We start from the raw sequence: 16,797 nt of genomic DNA, 5'->3' as shown, positions 1-16,797 counted from the left end.
GAGTTACGCATAGTTATTGTTGTCAGGTTCTGAAAATACTTTAGTCGTTCAGATGTAGGATTTCGTTTAAAGAAAATTCTGTGGAGCGGGGGAGAGCTTCAACAGCGCCTGTCTCAGAATTACGGCGGAAAAGAAGTCCAGATACGCCCGCCAAATCACGCGCACGAACAGTTTGAATTTCTTCGCCAGCACGGTCCATGACTTTCACCTTCATCCCCGCCGTTAAATAAAGACCAGCTTCAATTGTGCAGTTATTTCCCAGCGGCACACCACAACCTGAATTTGCACCAATTAAACAGTCGTCCCCCAACGAAATTCGAATATTATTCCCACCAGAAAGCGTTCCCATCGTAGAAGCGCCACCGCCTAAATCTGTGCCCTTGCCAAGAAAAACTCCGGCTGAAATTCGCCCCTCAACCATATTTGGGCCCTCTGTTCCGGCATTAAAATTCACAAAACCTTCATGCATTACAGTTGTGCCCTTGCCCAGATACGCACCTAGTCGCACGCGTGCAGCATCGGCAATTCGCACACCTCCAGGGATATAGTGAGCAGTCAAAGGAGGAAATTTATCGACACTATAAACAGTTAAGTGCTGATGATTTAAGCGTGCCTTTAGTATGGCTTGATTAATCTGATTGACTTCAATCGGGCCTTGATTCGTCCAGGCGACGGTAGGTAGCACAGCGAATAAGCCATCGAGGTTGAGTTGATTAGGTTTAAAAAGCTGCCGCGAAATCGCGCTGAGCTTTAGATAGGCTTGTGCAATGCTAGTGACTGGCTGGTCTTGGGTCAGGTTTATAAAAATAAATTCAACAGTAGCTGCCTTTAATTCACGCAAAAACTCGCTTTCACTTGACTTAAGCTGGGTAGGTTTAAAGTGTTCGATCTCTTTCGATTGCTTTGGATCTAAGTCGAGCAAAGCCAAATATTTTTCAGCCGTGGCACTGTGCCAGATTTCTGGAAAATAAATTTCGAGAATCTGATCAGCGCTTCCACGCTTTACTATGCCAATACCTGCAAGCGGAAAGGTTGATTTCATATTAAACCCAATTATAATTAAAACTGATGCTAATGCGTTCTTTGTCGCAGCTACTTGCCGGGACTTCATGTCGCAGCCAACTTTCAAAAAGAATTAAATCACTAGCTTGCGGGATTAATGTGACGTGATTTTGATTTTCAGGACGGCAATTTTTCTTGCGTAATGGAGCTGCCATAAAATTATTAATTCGCGGGTCTTCAAAGCGAATTCCAGCCGCGCCTTTTGGCACAGCCACATAATAGGTGCCACTAATCACTGACTGTGGATGGATGTGAAAGCTATGTGAAACTTGCGCAGGCATGATGTTAACCCAGCAATCACCCATTGTTAATTTGCCTGGACCTGTTTGGTCGTCGCGCAAATCAAATTCCAATGTCTTACAAAAACTTGCGACGTGTTTTGAAATTTCACGCTCAAGACGCTCAAAGGTCGAAGACATTTTATGTATCAGCGGCATTGAGGCGTAGGAGGTATATCCGCCGATATAATTTTGTTTAGACCATTTAACACCAGCGCTATCATCAAGGCGTAGCTGTAAGCACTCAGCTAAGAGCTCCGCGTTAAAAGCTGAAGCCTTTGAACGGAGCAGCTTAGTTTTGTAAATATATGTCGGGAAGAAAGCTTTAGCGTTTTTGAGAGCCATGGTTATAATTTCTCAGATTCTGCCCGCTTGCGTGCACGTGCCTCTGCCTCGTCGCTTAATTGCAGGCGATAGCGAACTTGAGTAGCAAAACGCTTCTCCAGTTTATCAACTTTTTTGTCGGCAAGAACTACTTTCCATACAAGCATATAGATAAATTCTTTTTCTTTTGCATTTAGATTAGCATTAATATCAGTAAAAAATTGATCAAGTTGTTCACGATTCGAGCGAATCTTATCAGCCTTGCTGAGCATGGCTTCGGCAGCTGGATGACTAAGTGCAAACGTTTTTTCGATCACCGCATAGATACGCTTTGTTTCCTCGGGGTCATAGTCACCGTCTGCGCCAGCGATTTGTAATAATAACACTGCAGCAGCCAGCTCAACTTGCTGTTTAGAGTCACCAGCTAGCTTTTGAATGCTCTTTTCTGGGCGCTGAAAAAATGTTTTGAGCTTATTGATTAATGCCTGCATCTTTTTCGTATACCTTATTTTTTAGCAAGGTTATAATACCTGAGCTTAATTATGGATCAAGTAAACTTAGTAAAATATCTTAAAATTCCGCGACGCATTGGTTTCCTCGATATTGTAGGCGCATTAGTGATACTTGCTGCATTTAAGCTAAAGCTTGGGTGGTTTGGCGATCCTGGTTTGGGCTGGCATTTAAAAACAGGGGAGTTGATTTGGCAGACGCAGAGCTTGCCGGCAACTGATCCTTTTTTGAATCCAGCAGTTAATGCTCCCTGGATTATTGACCAATGGCTTTCCGATATTTTACTTTGGCTTTGCTACTCAGTTGCAGGGTTCTCGGCAGTGAAGATTGTTGCGCACTTTGTAGTGATTTGTAGCTTTGTATTTATTTTGCAAAAAATACTAGTCCGTGAAACCCGAAATTATATCTTAATTGGCTTTGTCTTGTTGCTTGTGGCGGCGCAAGCCTCGATGAGCTGGTTTGTTCGCCCGGTGGTTTTTTCGTTCCTTTGTTTTGCCTGCTGCTATCAGTTATTTGCCCCGCGCCTTGCCCTGCGACCTAGTGGCATGAAACTAAAGCTACTCTGCCAGGGAGTGAGCACATTCTTGCTTTTTACTCTCTGGGCTAATTTACATCCAAGTTTTGCCTTGGGGTTCCTTATTATTCTTGCAGCTTTAATTTCACGAATTCTAAATCGTGATTTCGAAGCCGCCAAGGCCTCATCTCTACTGCTTGGGATTGCACTACTTGCCACTTTCGTTACTCCATATGGCCTTGATCTTCATCTGACAGCTTTTAAGCTGGTCCAGAGTGACTTTTTTACTAAGCTCAACCAAGAATGGCTTGCGCCAAGAATGAGTGAATCGAGTTTCACTATTTTTTATGCTGCACTTGGGTTTTTTGCGCTGGCGTTACTACTTACTCCGCGCTGCAAGTTGCTAACGAGCTTTGATCTGGTTTTATGCTCACCCCTGTTGTGGGAAGCACTTAATCATCGACGTTTTATTCCGTATTTCATTTTTGCGTTTGCGCCAGTGATGATTCGTAGTGGAATTTCGATCGGCTCTGTTTTTACTAAAACACTAAATCGCAAACTCCCGCTCATTACCAGTGCTTTTAGATCTATTAATGCAAAAGAAGAGTGCGGTTCTAAAGCTTTACTATCGCTGTTGGCGCTCTTGGGACTGTATTTGCCGCAGTGCCTGAGCTGTCATCAGCGAACTGAGCAAGTAAATCCGCTTGATGCCTTTTATCCCGCCCGGGCAATTGAATATGTGCTTAAGCAAAAACCTGAGCGATTATTTAATCATCCCGACTACGGTGGGTATTTAATTTGGCGCGGCTTTCAACCTTTTATTGACGATCGTAATCAATTGATTGGGGAAGAACGTTACCGGCTCTTTCTGCAAATTAATCAGGCTAAGGGAAATTGGCTGGAAAAAATAGCTGAAAATAAGTTCACTTTTTTACTTTTAGACCGCCTCAGTCCAGCGCATCGTAAACTTAGCACACTTGGTTTGACTGGGTTTGAGAAGGTTTATGAGGACAAGAAAGCGTCTGTTTGGCGAGAGCTTCCCTAAGGGGCAGTATCAAGCTCGTCCAGAGCATCTTCCAGTTCGTCCATTGACGCGTCATCTTCTTCTTTATCTGGTTCGGTAGCGTCGCTGTCGTCAGAAGTGGCGTCACTGTTATTTGAATTTGCATCATTTACGGCTGGATGATTGTTACCAGACTTTCCTTCACCGGAATTGATTGCAGGCTTAGCTGCTCCATCTTTTTGATCCTGTTTTTTATTTGCAGGCTGGGCTTGTGGGTTGCCTTGCATTTGCTTCATCTGCTCAGAGAGCTTTTCAAAATAAAGCGCGCGCTGCTTGATTTGCGCTTGTCCAACTCGATCTTGGGTAATCGCATCCATCGTTCCGCCAAAAGTAGGAGTTGAGATCGCCGAAGCTGTGGTGGCATTGTTTGGTGCCTGGCCTGCCGGTAAATTTGGGCCAGCAGGTGCTGCTAATTGATCATAGGGACTTCCAGTTTGCACTGGGTTTGGAGCTGCGCCACTTTGAGCAGCTTGCATTCTCGCAGGCAGCTGAGCGCTTGGTGTTGCGAATGCTGAAGCTTGAGGCTCATCGGAGCTTGTTGGATCAGAGCTAATTGCTGCTGCAGGAGCGGTAACAGCTGCGTCTGGCAAATTTTTTCCTGCTGTGGTTTTGAAATTCTCTGAGAGATATGTCGAAATTGCCTCGCCACGATAACCCCATACAAAAGCGAGGATGCAGACTGCAACAGAGACGATTTTATAAATGTGTGCCTTAATAAACATATAACAGTTGAACAGTATAGCAGAGAGTTATAGTGATGGCTATCGTATCTGCTCAACTCTGGATAGGGCAAATGACCACGAAATTGTCAGAAAGAATTAATACTAAAATTACTTCCCGGCTTGAAGGTAAGCCGCAATGGCTCAATTACTTTACGCTACGTAATGAGCTTGTGCTGAGCGGCTTGCCGGAATTTCGTTACGAGCAAGCATCGGGGTGTATCTGCTTTAGGCCGCAACGTCCACTAACCGAGCGTCAGCGTGAAATAATTCAGGCCATTGTCTGGGAATTAATCCCCTGGCGTAAAGGCCCAATTCAAATTGAGGATTTACTGATTGATACGGAGTGGCGTAGCGATCTCAAGTGGAGTCGAGTCGAGGCCGTCTTAAAGCAGAACAATCAAGCAGATATATTAAATCAGCGTGTGCTCGATATCGGAGCAGGCAATAGCTATTATGCTTGGCGCATGCTTGAACATGGCCCACGAGAAGTCGTAGCAATTGATCCTTACGAGAAATTTGTCCTGCAAGCAGACTTTTTACAAGTTTTAATGCCTGAACCGCGCCTGCAATTTAAACAACTTGGAATTGAGAACATTGCTGAACTTTCAGCAGGGCGAGCATTTGACACAATTTTTTGCATGGGAGTCCTCTATCATCGTCGCGATCCAATTAATTCTCTGCAATTAATTCGCGATCACTTAAAATCGGATGGAGTGCTTTACTTGGAAACTCAAATTATACCAGGCGCAGAGCTTGTTGCGCTTTGCCCCTTAGATCGACACGCTAAAGCGCCGAATGTATATTTTTTACCGACAATTTCTTGTTTGCAGGCTTGGCTGAATTGGCTCAAGTTTACGGCAGTAGAAGTGCTTTCAATCGATCAGACCTCGAGCGTCGAACAACGCCAAACTCCCTTTTCTCCTGGAGAAAGCTTAAGCGACTTTCTTGATGCAAACGATCCAAGTAAAACGGTCGAGGGCTATCCGGCTCCATTACGGGCATTAGTTCGGGCTAAAAAAGGCATATGATCAACGGACGTACAGATTTTACAAGCTCTACACTTGCAGCAATTCCATTTCAATTATTGCCCTATGCGGTTTATGATAACCTGGCTCTGGAGCAGACACTTAAATGGCAGAGCGACTTCGCGCGCGATTTTGGAAAATTTCCAACGATTGCTGTGCTCGGTTTGGGGCGTATGGCGGAGAATTTTGCTGTTAATCTTAAGACACAAAGTTATCAGGCAGTAACAGAGCTACAATGCAGCGGCGCTTCTGATTTGGCCCAAACCGCTGAGTTGAAATCGGACTACACGGTAATTGTTGCGGAAAATCGCTGGCTTCATCCTCAGGCGTTATTTATTTTCGCTAAAAAAATTAGTGAAAATCCGGGTAAATCATGGTTTGCAAATGAACTGATCGTCGAGGCAGATTTAAAGCAGTCTAAACGCTATCGTGCACGGCAGTACCGTCGTGTATCACCACAAATTGATGAAGTTCATTTTATTTCTACAAACGTGATTGGCGGGGCCTTATCTCTGCCAACAACATTGCTGAAGAAAATACTGACACATCCTTCGCTTAAAGATTTAAGTCCTAGCGCACTCTTTGAGCAGCTTGCGTTTTTAGCGCTAACAGCGGCCCCGCAAACATTTAAGCACATTCCCTTGGCGCTAACTGTTTGCTCTGGGAGTGCGCCTGAATTAGCTGCAAGTGAGCGCGTTTACCTTGCACAGGAACGTCTTAAGCTTTTAGGCTTAAAACCAACTGCAGTTAATTATGTTCAAGGGGCGATTGATATAAAATTTAGTCCACAACCAGCTTCAATTCAAGTTGTGATTCCTTTCAAGGATCAGGCGACGTTGACGATCCGCTGTGTGCAATCTTTAATGCGGGATCAACTTTTTAAAGATATGCGAATATCTCTGATTGATAATAATTCGCAAGTTGAGGAACGTAAAAAAATATCTGAGGCGTTTAAAGCTGTAAGTCAGGTAGAAGTCATCTCACGACCAACGTATTTTAACTATGCTGCGGTGAATAATTTCGGTGCGAGCTTAACTAAAAGTGATTACATCTTATTCATGAATAATGATGTAGAGCTGCGAGGCGAGTCTACGGTTGAAAAACTTTTGTCTTGGGCAGAGCAACCAGGCGTAGGCCTGGTTGGGGGATTACTTTATTACCCAGATGGCCGTATCCAAAGTGGCGGTATTCGTTTTGCTAGTGTGCGTCCAGCAAATATCGCGCAAGCAAATGAAGCGGTGCGCCAGATACGTAAGGTCAACGCGGTTGCGTTAGCGATGGCATTGGTTAAGCGCTCCGTTTTTGAAGCTGTTGGTGGACTTGATGAGTGGAATTGTCCAAATGGCTTTGGTGATGCCTTATTCGGTAAGAAAGTTTGGGATTCAGGGAAAATGGTAATTCTTAATCCTTTTGCGGAGGCAACCCATTATGAATCAATTTCTCGTGGACGCTCAGTGGAGGAGCTAGAGTTAAGTGAGTTAATGGACCAAGGTGTTCCGATTGCCGACCTCTTTCATGACCGAGATGCTATTTATCAGCCAGAAATTATCGACTTAGACCCTTTACGCAGTTCGAAAACACTAAGAAAGATTGTGCGCAGCATTAAATCTGGTGTTGCAGCAGTGATGAGATATTGACGAAATCTTAAGCGCTATTCGCAATGGTATTCTTGTTTGCCAAGTCGTTCGGTCCACTCAAAAACCTGGCTCTATCGTGACTGAAGATGTCAGGAAATGCAGCTTGCAGGTCTGGCCGGGCATTATAGACTGCATGCCAAATCTGAGAAATGTCTCGATCGTCATTTTGTGCGCGCGGGGCGATTAATTCATGTTCTCTTTCGACTGAGCCATGAAGCCAATTGTAAAAAGATCTTTCCTCTGAATTTTCATGCACGCTATGTAAGGGATTCCCGAATCGCTGGTAAGTATTGAGGTCGGTTTGACCTAAATTCCAATACGGCTTGAGATCGAACGGGTGAGTTTATTGCCATTATCGAAATGATCATAACAATACTGTTGTGCACTGGCTGCCTCGTAGCCAGCATCAGAAATTTTATACCAGCAGAAAAACGATTCGGCCTGGGAATGTCTAGATCTTTAATACTGATGTACTTAGCATTTCTGTCGAGCGAGGAGTTTTCATTGTCGTCGAAGACACCTAAATATAACGGCAATTCTGGCTGGATTTTTGCAAGGACTAGATCGCGACTTTGGCATCAGCAAGAAGGTTTGTGGAGGCAATAAATGCTACTGCAGTGGGAGGATTCGTAAGATGTTGTCTTTTGGATATAGCAAATCGTAGCAAATTGAGAAGTGGTTTTATTTATGCTAGAGGTCTAGGAGCTAAGTAGCTAGGCGCTACTTATAAGCAGGTTCTTTCAAAATTCAAATAAGTGTAAGTGATTTTGTTCATCTTCCGCGGGAGGTAGATTCCTTGCTTGGAGGATGACTTTTCGTATTGAAGGTTTTGAAACTAAGCACTGCTACTTGTGCCTGGCGTTTGTGCGCTAACACTTGTAGCTCAGCGGCTTCAGTCTCCACAGAGGGTAAATCAAAGAAAATGGCACTCAAATCCGGGAATCTCTTTCTCGCGTTTAACGCACTATGTGCCCTGGCAGACACTTGGGCGCAATTGACATCAGCCGAAAGGCTACGACTTGACATGGAGGTCAAGGCACTGACGGGATACCCGAATCTTGCCACATTGCTTCGCGCAGCCTCCCTTTTCGACGTTTCAGAGGAAATGAACGTGGACGCGTTTGCTCCTTCTCGTGAAAAACTCGGCCAAACGATGGTGGAGTTTCATCAACCGTACCGCGTGTGCGCGTTTGACGATGGTTTTAAGGTCATTCTTGTGGCTGAAAAAGCAACGAATTTCGGTCTTTACGAAGAGCGCTTGGTTATACATCTACACACGCTTCGCTCCCAGGAATCTGGATGCAAGCGGTGTGGAGACGTAGAGCAAGCAGAAGGAATTAAGCTCTTTCGAGAAGAAGCGACGTCAGGCACGCGTGATAAAGACGTTGTTTACTTTGAGATTTTTGCAGCGCGGGCGGAACTTGATTCCGCTGGCGGGCATTGCGTCGCAAAAATCCGGCGGATTAGTGCGGGGCGATTCTACAAAAAGTCGAAGACTATCGAACTTGATCGGACTGAAACGTTGCTGCTATCGGCAGATAAGATCGTTTGCCAAGAAAAAGAAGCAGACACTCTGGTGTTCAACATCTTGGTTGGCCTGATTGAAGGGATCATGGACCAGGGGTCACTGATCTTTTCGATTACGCCTCAGCGGCTGCTTGATCGTTCAAGGCTGAATAAACCCAGCAAGATTGTTCCAAGAGCAGACTCGCGGACAATCTATCGAGCAGCTTCTGCGCGGTGGGTCCATGATTTGCTGAATCAAGACAAGCAGTCGAGAAATGGTTGTGCAACGGTCAAACCGCACACGCGGCGAGGACATTGGCGATTCTACTCGAATCCGTGTTTTGTGAATAAATGCGGCAAGCGAGATTGGATTGCTCCAGTCTGGGTTGGCAAACGGGAGGCTCAGATCGACGATATGCGGATTAAGGTTCATCTGGATGTCTGACAAAGGTTGAGCGGGATCGTAATCGGGTCGTGTGGAGGTGTGCAGCGAAAGCTTTGCACCTCCACCAAATTTTTTGTTGATCTTCTCCGCAAGTATTATTTGGTTAATGCGAAAAGTCATCTTTTTTATCTTTAAATCAGCAACCCCGGAACCCGGAATGGTACGGGGTGAACCCCGGAATGGTACGGGGTTACTTTTCCCGGTTATGGCGCAAGTCACCGCGCAAGGTGACTGCTATGCATAACAGCAAAAAATATTTCATCGCAGCGGTCACAAATAGGTAGATCTGGACGATAATATAGGTGGAGGTATCTTTTATCTACGCGTTCTAGGCCTAAAAAAGTAACCCCGTACCATAAATGAATGACCATAAATGAATGAAAGGGTGGGGAGGGTTTTTAAAACCAAAGTTCGAAAAACCCTCGCCCGCTTGAAAGTTTTTCGTCTTCAAGCTTTAACTGCGTCCCTTTTTCGGGATGTAGTTCCCCCCCCCTGTTTCTGTTTTGGCAGACCAACAGCAACGCTCCACACTCCAGATTGATTTTCTGGTAGTGGATTGAAAAGTCTGAAGGAAACTCGATCTGTAGAAATCGGACCTTCAACAAAGCCAACAAGGAAGCCAGTCTCCTTAAGTTGCATCCCGAGATCTAGCAAAAGACGAGCAAACTTTTCTGCGCTCTGCGGCCTCGCGCCCTGCTTTTTCAGTAGCGCAATCAAGACAACTGTTGGTTGTTTCCCACTAAGGAAGTTGATCGCGGCTTGGCCTAAGTCGAGTCCTCTGAATGCATCTCGGACAATGTTCTCGGTTGCATTATCGAGCGCTTGGCAGTCGATTACGATTGCCGCACTCAAAGTGCCTCGATAGTAGATGTCGTCGTTAGGATTTCGGACGGCGTGTAGGGCTATGAGATAAAGAAATGATGGAAGTGTATTCATGATTTGTTCTCCTCTATGGCGAGGTCCAAGCTTGATCATGTAGATCCAGCCTAGACCTCACCACATCGGGGCAATAAAACCTTATTTTCCCTCACCACTTGTTGCATGGAATCTTGTAAAATACTTTCAGACTTGTCATCCTGAGCGACTGTAATGCGAATGGTAATGAGCATTAGAGGAGTCGAATGGATCTCCAAATGATTCTTCAACAGGAGATCTTTCCAATCATCAATAATTCGCTTTTACAAAACTATCTATGCAAAAAGTGGTAATCCAATCTCTTCTACCCAGACTACAATTTAGGGTCATATTTATACACTAAATTTCCCAGAATTACAATCTGACTATTGCATGAAGCTTAAAGCGAGAGTAATGCTTCACTATTGTTGGATCTTTCAACATTGCTCTTTGTAAATTATTTCTTTTGGGTAGGCTCAGGATTTTTAAGGTTTTTTGAGTTCCCTCTTGAATTCAGCACTCAGGATTTGAGTTTCTATCTGCATAATAACTATGCAGATCGGGCATTCAAATCCTGAGTGAAACATGTGAATGCCTTCGGGCGAGCATGGTCTCAGGAATTCGAGGTAATCTATGAAACGAAACAATTACGGTCGCGGTCATCCGGTGCTTCCCTGCACGAGGATGACGATGGCGGCGAATACCGGCAACACCAACTACGCGAAGACGAGCGAGACGATCAACTAGGGTCAAGACGGACCCAGAGGTATGACAACATGCAATTGATCTTCATTCGTAGTGAGGGGACTCCTGGTCTTGGTCCCCTAACTCGAAACTTTGTTGCAAGGCCAAATCCTAAAGTCCGCTTTTGAGCGGCAACGGAGGTGATTCTCTCCTTTCTTCCGGAAAGTCAAGGTTGGCGGTTTTTTTGCGCACGGCTCTCCTCCAGCGCAAAATAAAGGCTATAAAAATCCTAAGCCGCCCACCTTTTCATTATCTAATCCTTGTTTTTCTATACAAGAGAGCGCTTCTTGAGCCAAAACCTATTAAAACTTGACCTTGAGCTTTAAGCCCGCTAAATGTTTACCGTAATTATCCACGCGCCTATCTTGGATTATCTCTGATTGGATTATCTCTTGAGGCCGCATTTGAGGCCCGATAGCCAAGTGGTAAGGCAGAGGTCTGCAAAACCTCCATCCCCGGTTCAAATCCGGGTCGGGCCTCCAAGTGATCCGCTGGCAATCCAGCTGCCGGGAAATTACACAGTCATATTTTTTAGAGGAGAGCAGTAATGGCTTACGTTGTTACAGAACCGTGTATTGGAACAAAAGACCGCTCATGCGTAGAAGTCTGCCCGGTGGACTGTTTTTATAATAACCCTGATGCAAATTTAAATACTAAAGCTGGGCGCGACCCACAAAAGTCCGGCGATATCGGCATGCTCGTGATTCACCCAGATGAGTGTATTCACTGCGGGGCTTGTGAACCAGAATGTCCAGTTGATGCAATTTATGAAGATGGCGACGTGCCCGAAAAATGGAAAGATTATATCGAGCTTAACTCACAAGTTGTGCAGAAATATCAAGATGGCGAACTAGATGCCAACCGTGTGACTTCAAAGTAGTATCAATTTAAGGATTATATGCCAGGTATTGTAATTGTCGGTGTGCAGTGGGGCGATGAAGGTAAGGGTAAGGTCGTCGACTATCTTACCGAGAAAGCCTGCCTGGTAGTGCGTTTCCAGGGCGGCAATAATGCCGGACATACTTTAGTTGTCGAGGGTAAAAAAACAGCTTTGCAGCTCATTCCGTCAGGGATTCTGCGACCATCGACCCGTTGTCTATTGGCCGCAGGGGTAGTGGTTGACCCTGTTTCTTTGCTTGAAGAAATTGAGCGCCTAAAAAATATCGGCATTGAAGTCACTCCGCAGCGTTTGGGCATTGCTGGCGAAGTTCAATTAATTCTTCCTTATCACAGGCTGGTTGATGTCGCACGTGAGGCCAAAAATAAGATTGGCACAACGAAGAAGGGCATCGGTCCGGCTTATGAAGATGCGGTGTCACGTCAAGGTGTGCGTATGATTGATCTTACTGATGAGGTCTATTTACGCGAGCTGATTGAACGCAATGTCTCTAATAAGAATATGACTTTGGAGACAGTTTTGGGATCGAACGAAAAGCTTTCTGTCGAAAAAACAATTGACGAGGTCTTTGCGATTCGCGAAAAACTGATTCCATATATTGCTAACGTTAGCGTGGAAGTTACTAATGCGCTGAAGGAGAAGAAATCAGTTGTTTTTGAGGGGGCACAAGGGTCTTTGCTTGATATTAATCACGGCACATATCCGTTTGTAACAAGTTCAAATACGGTTGCAGGCTTTGCGTGTGCTAGTGCGGGGGTCGGTCCTAAGGCGATTGATTCGGTTGTGGGGATTTGTAAGGCTTATTGTACGCGTGTCGGGGAGGGACCATTTCCGACTGAGGATTTAACAGTTGCCGGTGAAACACTACGTTCTCGTGGGGCTGAGTTTGGGACAGTGACGGGGCGTCCGCGACGTTGCGGCTGGTTTGATTCAGTGGCGGTTAGGAAAGCTGTGCGGATGAATGGGATTGATTCGCTTTTTCTTACGAAGTTGGACGTGTTGACGGGTTTTACGACTGTAAGGTTGGGCGTTAAATATACGCTCGGCGGAAAAACAATTGATGATGTCCCGACGTCGAGTCGGATGCTTTCTCAGGTTCAGGTTGAGTATGAGGAACTGCCGGGTTGGGATGAAGATTTAACGGGTGTTAGAAAATTTGAAGATTTGCCGGCGAATGCGCAAAAGTTGGTGCGTCGTATTGAAGAGCTTTCGCAAACTAAGGTTGGTGGTTTTAGTGTTGGGCCGGATCGTGAGCAGACAATTATTCTTGATTCGTCTTTGACGCGCTTAGCGGGAAGCTAATTGCTATGTCTTTACAGGTTTTTAATCGTAAGCCACGGATTTTAATTGTCGATGACGAGCGCACGATTTGTGAGTCGTTAGAGCAGGTCTTGCGTGATGAAAACTGTGAAACAAAAACTGTAACGAGTGGCACGGCGGCCTTGGCAGAGATTCCTGGCTTTAAACCGGATTTAATGTTTTTAGACATTTGGATGCCGGGACTTGATGGTTTAGATACGCTTGATCGTGTGCGAGAGTCGAATGCAAAAATCCAAGTAATTATGATTTCGGGTCATGCCACGATTCAAAATGCGTTGGATGCGACAAAGCGTGGTGCTTTTGACTTTATTGAAAAGCCACTCAATATTGATGGCATTCTTCAGTCTGCAAGTCGCGCGTTGAAATTGCTTGAGAGTGGGGATGATAGTGTGATCGAGCATTCCCAGGCGAGTTCACATTTTTCTCATTTTGGCATGCTTTCTAAGAACCTGCCGGGGAAGAATCTTGGACAGCGCAGCTTGAAGAAAAGCACTGTGCTTTATGGTTTGGGATTGCATTCTGGGCAAAAGAGTGGATTGAGTTTGGAGCCTTTGCCTAAGGATTCGGGCATACATTTTGGAAAAATTGGGACTACGCGGACGGTTCCGGCGTTTGTTGATTTTGTAGATTCGACGGCTTTTGCGACTTCGATTCGGCACGATGACATTTCGGTGGCGACGATTGAGCATTTGCTGGCTGCGTTGCATGCGTATCGTATTTCTAATTTACTGATTAAGTGTAATGACGAAGTGCCGATCTTGGATGGCTCGGCAATTGATTTTTGTAAAGTTATTGAAGAAATCGGTATTCAGGAGCAGGGTGGGGACTGGTATGAGCTTGCGCCGACGAAATCAATTAGTTTTGTGGCGAGTGCTGGCTGTGCGGAAACGATTACGATTGAGCCGGCTGAGAAGTTTTCAGTAAATTATGAATTGAATTATCCGGATCCTGTGGGACATCAGTCGGTGGAGTTTGTGTTTGATTCTGTTGCTGCTTTTAAGGAAAAGATTGCGCCGGCGCGGACGTTTGGTTTTGTTAAAGACATTGAGCGTTTGCAGCGTGCTGGGCTTGCGGCGGGTGGGCGGTTTAATAATTTTATTTTGATTGGCTCGGATAATATCATTAATACGGAGTTACGTTTTCCGGATGAGCTTGCTCGTCACAAGATTCTTGATATTATTGGTGATATCTTTTTAACGGGGCGTCCGATCCGTGGAAGGGTTCGGGCGAAAATGACGGGGCATTCTGATAACATTTCACTTCTGAAAAATATCTGGAATTTAGCTTCCTCCTAGTCCCCCTAAACTGGTACGGGGTAACTTTTTCTCTTTCCACCACGCAACATCGAATACATTTCGGCCGAAAATACTAGGTAAGAATTTTTATTAACTTTCAACCTAGTGGAGGCCAATCTATGCCACGTAATCCTAAGTGCTTTTTTAACAATACTGCAATTGAGTTATGCAGCAGCATCCAAGAGGGGCTGCCACTATCAGTTGCTGCATATCTAAATGTAATTATTGAAGGAATTCTTGCTGCTGCTAGCAATCAATTTCAAGTCACAATTTGCCACTATCTATTCATGGGCAATCATTTTCACTTAATTGCGATAGTGCATAATCCGGAGGATATTCCTCGATTTATGCGTTATCTTAAGTGCGAGCTTGCGCATGCGATTAATAGGTTACTGGGAAGAAGGCAAAGAAGTGTTTGGCTTTCAGGGTATGACTCTCTGGTGATCCTTGAATCAAATAAGCTACTTGAGCGCATAGCTTATCTTTATCTTAACCCAGTTGAGGCAAGTCTTGTAGATAAAGCTTCAGAATATCCAGGAGTCTCCAGTTACCAAGCATTACTCAACGGAGGAATGACTAAAATCTGTAAAAAAATCTCTAGAGACTCTATCCCCGCTTTGCCGCCTAGGGCTTTGAGTTTAGATGAGCAAAAAGAACTAGCTAAAGTTTTACTTGAATCTGACGGAAGGGAATACCCCCTTATTGTAACCCCCTGGGCATTACTCCAGTGTTTCAATTCTAATGCTTCTTCAGAATCGTATACAGAAGAGCTCCTGAAAATAATTAAGGACAAAGAGCATGGCTATCGAATGAATAGAAAACGCCAGGTTATTGGAGCTCATGCTTTGAAGCTTCAACCTCCTAGTAAAATATACAAATCTGAGCGCAAAGGTTTAAAAGTGATTTGCCTAGCTTCAGACGTCCCGCTAAGGAGATCTTTCATTTCTTGGTTTAAGGATCATGCGCAACTAGCTCGCTCGGCATTTAGTGCATGGAAAAATGGGGATTTTTCTGTCAAGCCTCCACCAGGCTTCTTTGCTCCTGGCGGGTTGTTGCTAGCTAGCGCATTGTTGCCTTTCCGACTAGTTTAGCAATTAGCAATAACGATTAAATTTCAAATTATAACTTCTTTGACAAGCTAATTGCTCAGCTTGATGTAGAAGTATGTACGGAGGGTTCTGGTTTGACTGCATTTTAGCTCAGGGGGCTTGGTTTTTGCGTTGTAACGAAGCCGTAAAGTTATTTTTGTCTGACAAGGGATGTATGGAGAAATGGGTTTTTTCTTTTGCAGTAGTTATTTCAGCGATGTAACCCTGCTCCAAGAGAGGGGGCCCCGGAGGGCGGGGCCCCTGTGGAAATATTAGCTATTTCCCCTCTTTCTTCCAGCGTTCAATGATGCCTTTAAAGTAGTTAGCATCACGAGCACCACGCACTTGGACTCCATTTACAAAAAACCCAGGAGTTCCTTCAACGCCAAGCGATTCAGCTAACTTCATGTCAGCAAGAATCATCTCATCATACTTCTTGTCGTTTGCCTTAAGATCGGCAGCGAATTTTGCTGCATCTAAGCCAGCAACTTTCTTAGCAAGATCTTCCCAGGCAGTTTTTCCAAGCTCACGCTGGTTCTGAAACAATACGTCATGCATCTCCCAGAATTTGCCCTGCTCCTTCGCTGCCAGCGCTGCTTTCGCCGCAGGCTTCGCTTGATCATGGAACTCTAAAGGTAAATTTTTGAATGCAACTTTCACATCATTCGGATAATCTTTAAGCAGTTGCTCCATCGTGCTAGCACCGCGCGAGCAGTAGGGGCATTGGAAATCTGAAAATTCGACAATCGTAATTTTAGCGTTTGGATTTCCCCTGACCGGAGAACTACCAACGTCGACTTTCGTCGGATTTTTAAATTGCGACTCCATGTCATTTTGCTCTTGCTGCGCTTGTTTTTTCATTTCTTCAGTGCGACGTTTTTGTAGATAACGTTCAAACGCAGAGCCGATTTTTTCCATGTTTCCATCTACAGCTAGATAAGAATCCATGGCTTTGTTAAATTCTGCTTGGTCAATTGCTAGTGCGCCTTGCGCAAATAGTGCGAAGGTTCCTAGAGCAATTAATGCTGTTTTTTTCATAGTGAAAACTCCAAAATAAATATAAGGCTATAAACGCCGTATATGTTAACTCTCTGCTGCCATCTTAGGCAAGAAAATGATATGTAAGGCAAAATCATAAGAATTTATCGATTAAGTAGAATAAGTTGAGTAGAAACCTAAAGATAGCAATCTGCGGCACACGAGGCATTCCTGCCCGCTACGGCGGATTCGAAACATTTGCTGAGGAATTAAGCGCTCGACTGGTTGAAGCGGGACACACAGTCAGGGTCTATGCACGGAGTCGCTACATACCAAAAGACCTACGACATTACCGTGGCGCACAGATTATCAGACTCCCAGCAGTTTATCATAAATACTTAGAAACAATCTCACACTCAGCTTTTAGTTTTATTCACCTACTATTTGATCCAGTTGATGTTGTTTTGATTTGCAATGCTGCTAATAGCCCTTTG

General features: G+C 44.8%; 15 protein-coding genes and 1 tRNA gene. 10 read left to right on the top strand and 6 right to left on the bottom strand.

Going from position 1 to position 16,797, the window contains the following annotated elements; all coding sequences use genetic code 11:
• Window positions 1-40: 40 nt before the first annotated feature.
• From JNK13_05240 to JNK13_05230, 3 genes are read right to left on the bottom strand one after another with little or no spacing between them, the layout of a single operon-like run.
• Window positions 41-1,042: a tetrahydrodipicolinate N-succinyltransferase N-terminal domain-containing protein gene (locus tag JNK13_05240; GenBank protein MBL7662138.1), complete on the bottom strand. Its 1,002-nt coding sequence runs from the start codon at window positions 1,040-1,042 to the stop codon at window positions 41-43.
• A 1-nt stretch (window position 1,043) separates the two neighbouring features.
• A complete protein-coding gene (locus JNK13_05235; GenBank protein MBL7662137.1) occupies window positions 1,044-1,685 on the bottom strand; it encodes a hypothetical protein in 642 nt (213 codons plus the stop codon).
• Window positions 1,686-1,687: 2 nt separating this feature from the next.
• Window positions 1,688-2,155 carry a TerB family tellurite resistance protein gene (locus JNK13_05230; GenBank protein ID MBL7662136.1) on the bottom strand — a complete coding sequence of 156 codons (468 nt, stop codon included), beginning with the start codon at window positions 2,153-2,155 and terminating at the stop codon, window positions 1,688-1,690.
• A gap of 51 nt (window positions 2,156-2,206) precedes the next feature.
• On the opposite strand from JNK13_05230, the gene JNK13_05225 reads away from it, so the two are divergent.
• Window positions 2,207-3,733, top strand: a complete 1,527-nt coding sequence (locus tag JNK13_05225; protein MBL7662135.1) for a hypothetical protein — start codon at window positions 2,207-2,209, stop codon at window positions 3,731-3,733.
• On the opposite strand, the gene JNK13_05220 is transcribed toward JNK13_05225, so the two are convergent.
• Window positions 3,730-4,473 (bottom strand): hypothetical protein, encoded by a 744-nt coding sequence (locus tag JNK13_05220; protein ID MBL7662134.1) that lies wholly within the window; start codon window positions 4,471-4,473, stop codon window positions 3,730-3,732. The genes JNK13_05225 and JNK13_05220 overlap by 4 nt on opposite strands.
• Window positions 4,474-4,508: 35 nt before the next feature.
• On the opposite strand from JNK13_05220, the gene cmoB reads away from it, so the two are divergent.
• From cmoB to JNK13_05205, 3 genes are all read left to right on the top strand, one after another.
• The gene (gene cmoB / locus JNK13_05215) at window positions 4,509-5,501 is read left to right on the top strand and encodes a tRNA 5-methoxyuridine(34)/uridine 5-oxyacetic acid(34) synthase CmoB (GenBank protein ID MBL7662133.1); all 993 of its coding nucleotides are present in this window, start codon (window positions 4,509-4,511) and stop codon (window positions 5,499-5,501) included.
• Complete coding sequence (locus JNK13_05210) at window positions 5,498-7,135, top strand: glycosyltransferase (protein MBL7662132.1); 1,638 nt, start codon at window positions 5,498-5,500, stop codon at window positions 7,133-7,135. The genes cmoB and JNK13_05210 overlap by 4 nt, the downstream gene beginning before the upstream one ends.
• A 922-nt stretch (window positions 7,136-8,057) precedes the next feature.
• Window positions 8,058-9,086, top strand: a complete 1,029-nt coding sequence (locus tag JNK13_05205) for a hypothetical protein (protein ID MBL7662131.1) — start codon at window positions 8,058-8,060, stop codon at window positions 9,084-9,086.
• 447 nt (window positions 9,087-9,533) lie between these two features.
• On the opposite strand, the gene JNK13_05200 is transcribed toward JNK13_05205, so the two are convergent.
• Window positions 9,534-10,022 carry a hypothetical protein gene (locus JNK13_05200; protein MBL7662130.1) on the bottom strand — a complete coding sequence of 163 codons (489 nt, stop codon included), beginning with the start codon at window positions 10,020-10,022 and terminating at the stop codon, window positions 9,534-9,536.
• Between the two features lie 1,110 nt (window positions 10,023-11,132).
• Between JNK13_05200 and JNK13_05195 the strand changes: the two genes are divergently transcribed.
• The 5 genes from JNK13_05195 (at window position 11,133) to JNK13_05175 (ending at window position 15,328) form a co-directional block, all read left to right on the top strand.
• Window positions 11,133-11,206 (top strand) — tRNA-Cys (locus JNK13_05195).
• A gap of 65 nt (window positions 11,207-11,271) precedes the next feature.
• Window positions 11,272-11,604, top strand: a complete 333-nt coding sequence (locus JNK13_05190) for a ferredoxin family protein (protein ID MBL7662129.1) — start codon at window positions 11,272-11,274, stop codon at window positions 11,602-11,604.
• 18 nt (window positions 11,605-11,622) lie between these two features.
• On the top strand, window positions 11,623-12,924 hold the full coding sequence (locus JNK13_05185; GenBank protein MBL7662128.1) for an adenylosuccinate synthase: 1,302 nt from the start codon (window positions 11,623-11,625) through the stop codon (window positions 12,922-12,924).
• Between the two features lie 5 nt (window positions 12,925-12,929).
• On the top strand, window positions 12,930-14,237 hold the full coding sequence (gene lpxC, locus JNK13_05180) for a UDP-3-O-[3-hydroxymyristoyl] N-acetylglucosamine deacetylase (protein MBL7662127.1): 1,308 nt from the start codon (window positions 12,930-12,932) through the stop codon (window positions 14,235-14,237).
• A 119-nt stretch (window positions 14,238-14,356) separates the two neighbouring features.
• Window positions 14,357-15,328 carry a transposase gene (locus JNK13_05175; GenBank protein MBL7662126.1) on the top strand — a complete coding sequence of 324 codons (972 nt, stop codon included), beginning with the start codon at window positions 14,357-14,359 and terminating at the stop codon, window positions 15,326-15,328.
• A gap of 273 nt (window positions 15,329-15,601) precedes the next feature.
• Here the strand turns inward: JNK13_05175 and JNK13_05170 are convergent, their stop codons facing one another.
• Window positions 15,602-16,363: a thioredoxin domain-containing protein gene (locus JNK13_05170; protein MBL7662125.1), complete on the bottom strand. Its 762-nt coding sequence runs from the start codon at window positions 16,361-16,363 to the stop codon at window positions 15,602-15,604.
• Between the two features lie 125 nt (window positions 16,364-16,488).
• Here JNK13_05170 and JNK13_05165 point away from each other — a divergent pair.
• On the top strand, window positions 16,489-16,797 hold a 309-nt coding region (locus JNK13_05165), incomplete at its 3' end, for a DUF1972 domain-containing protein (GenBank protein MBL7662124.1).

Source organism: bacterium, from assembly GCA_016786595.1.
Classification (GTDB): domain Bacteria; phylum Bdellovibrionota_C; class UBA2361; order SZUA-149; family JAEUWB01; genus JAEUWB01.
Note: the sequence above shows the minus strand (reverse complement) of the source record. Positions and strands in the feature narration are given on the sequence as shown.

Excerpts from the sequence above, each read along its gene's own strand:
- JNK13_05205 (MBL7662131.1), top strand. The coding sequence starts at position 8,058 with ATGGCACTCAAATCCGGGAATCTCTTTCTCGCGTTTAACGCACTATGT.
- cmoB (MBL7662133.1), top strand. The coding sequence starts at position 4,509 with ATGGCTATCGTATCTGCTCAACTCTGGATAGGGCAAATGACCACGAAA.
- JNK13_05175 (MBL7662126.1), top strand. The coding sequence starts at position 14,357 with ATGCCACGTAATCCTAAGTGCTTTTTTAACAATACTGCAATTGAGTTA.
- JNK13_05190 (MBL7662129.1), top strand. The coding sequence starts at position 11,272 with ATGGCTTACGTTGTTACAGAACCGTGTATTGGAACAAAAGACCGCTCA.
- JNK13_05225 (MBL7662135.1), top strand. The coding sequence starts at position 2,207 with ATGGATCAAGTAAACTTAGTAAAATATCTTAAAATTCCGCGACGCATT.
- JNK13_05210 (MBL7662132.1), top strand. The coding sequence starts at position 5,498 with ATGATCAACGGACGTACAGATTTTACAAGCTCTACACTTGCAGCAATT.
- JNK13_05220 (MBL7662134.1), bottom strand. The coding sequence starts at position 4,473 with ATGTTTATTAAGGCACACATTTATAAAATCGTCTCTGTTGCAGTCTGC.
- JNK13_05235 (MBL7662137.1), bottom strand. The coding sequence starts at position 1,685 with ATGGCTCTCAAAAACGCTAAAGCTTTCTTCCCGACATATATTTACAAA.
- JNK13_05200 (MBL7662130.1), bottom strand. The coding sequence starts at position 10,022 with ATGAATACACTTCCATCATTTCTTTATCTCATAGCCCTACACGCCGTC.
- JNK13_05170 (MBL7662125.1), bottom strand. The coding sequence starts at position 16,363 with ATGAAAAAAACAGCATTAATTGCTCTAGGAACCTTCGCACTATTTGCG.
- JNK13_05185 (MBL7662128.1), top strand. The coding sequence starts at position 11,623 with ATGCCAGGTATTGTAATTGTCGGTGTGCAGTGGGGCGATGAAGGTAAG.
- lpxC (MBL7662127.1), top strand. The coding sequence starts at position 12,930 with ATGTCTTTACAGGTTTTTAATCGTAAGCCACGGATTTTAATTGTCGAT.
- JNK13_05230 (MBL7662136.1), bottom strand. The coding sequence starts at position 2,155 with ATGCAGGCATTAATCAATAAGCTCAAAACATTTTTTCAGCGCCCAGAA.
- JNK13_05240 (MBL7662138.1), bottom strand. The coding sequence starts at position 1,042 with ATGAAATCAACCTTTCCGCTTGCAGGTATTGGCATAGTAAAGCGTGGA.